The sequence below is a fragment of the Pauljensenia sp. 20925_1_27 genome, from assembly GCF_041432835.1.
Taxonomy (GTDB): Bacteria; Actinomycetota; Actinomycetes; order Actinomycetales; family Actinomycetaceae; genus Pauljensenia.
Genome location: NZ_JAPWAH010000041.1, coordinates 1 through 1,337, shown reverse-complemented (window position 1 = coordinate 1,337; position 1,337 = coordinate 1). Strand labels below are relative to the sequence as shown.

The 1,337-nt window shown below is 62.9% G+C and carries 1 protein-coding gene; it reads left to right on the top strand.

Features of this window, described 5'->3' with window-relative positions; translation table 11 throughout:
* The first annotated feature begins 3 nt into the window (after window positions 1-3).
* The gene (locus O3684_RS10180) at window positions 4-1,329 is read left to right on the top strand and encodes an IS256 family transposase (RefSeq protein ID WP_500066823.1); all 1,326 of its coding nucleotides are present in this window, start codon (window positions 4-6) and stop codon (window positions 1,327-1,329) included.
* The last annotated feature ends 8 nt before the right edge of the window (window positions 1,330-1,337 follow it).

Here is a 1,337-nt window from a genome sequence, read left to right as displayed (position 1 = left end):
GTTGTGGCTCGCGCTAGTGGGCGTGAGGCTGTGGAGGACCTGCGCCGCTCGGGGGCGTTGGATGCGTTGTTTGAGCGTCTTGATGCTGGCGAGGTCGAGATGACGGGCAGCCAGGGATTGTTGCCCGCGTTGCTCAAGGAGGCCTTGGAACGCGGCCTGGCCGCTGAGCTTTCGGAGCATTTGGGGTATGAGAAGGGCCAGACTAGCGCGCAGGCACGCTCGAACACGAGGAACGGCACGACGAAGAAGACCGTGATGTCGGAGGTGGGGGCCTTCGAGATCGAGGTTCCCCGGGACCGGGCAGGCTCGTTCACCCCGCGCCTGGTACGCAAAGGACAGCGGCGCCTCGATGGCTTGGATTCGATGATTATCAGCTTGTATGCCGGGGGGATGACGGTGCGCGATATCCGCCATCACCTGGCTTCGACCATCGGCGTGGAGGTCAGCGCCGGGACGATTTCTACGATCACTGACGCGGTGTGCGATGCTGTCTTGGAGTGGCAGCACCGCCCCTTAGAAGCGTTCTACCCGGTGATCTACCTGGACGCGATCCGCATCAAAATCCGAAGCGATCACACGGTGGAGAACCGGGCCGCTCACCTGGCGGTCGGAGTGGACATGGACGGTGTTAAGCATGTGCTGGGCATCTGGGTCCAAGCCGATGAAGGCGCGGCTTTTTGGGCCCACGTGTGCGCCGAGTTGGCCAACCGGGGCGTGCGCGATGTCCTGATCGTGTGCTGCGACGGGTTAAGTGGCCTGCCCGAAGCCATCGAAGCGACCTGGCCCCAGTCCATGGTCCAAACCTGCGTCGTTCACTTAATCCGCGCCTCCATGCGTTTCGTGTCCTACAAGGACCGCAAGAGCGTCGCCGCCGCTCTCAAGCGGGTCTACAGCGCGCCCAACGAGGACACCGCCCGAGAGGCGCTAGAGGACTTCGCGGCCAGTGACCTGGGAGCGCGCTACCCCCAAACGGTTGCGACCTGGAAGCGCGCCTGGCAGCGTTTCACGCCGTTCTTGGCGTTCCCGCCCATGCTGCGCCGCGTCGTGTACACCACCAACGCTATCGAGTCCTTGAACTACCAGCTGCGTAAAATCACCAAGAACCGCGGGCATTTCCCCAGCGAAGAAGCCGCCGTCAAACTCTTATGGCTAGCCATCTGCGACATCGAAGACAAACGAGCCGCCCAGCGCCTCACAGACGCCGGCAAACCCGCCAACAAACGAACAGCCCCCACACGCCTCATCCAAGGACACGCCACCACCAACTGGAAACAAGCCCTCGCCCAACTCACCACCGCCTACCCCGACCGAATCACCCCCTACCTCTAACCCCCATA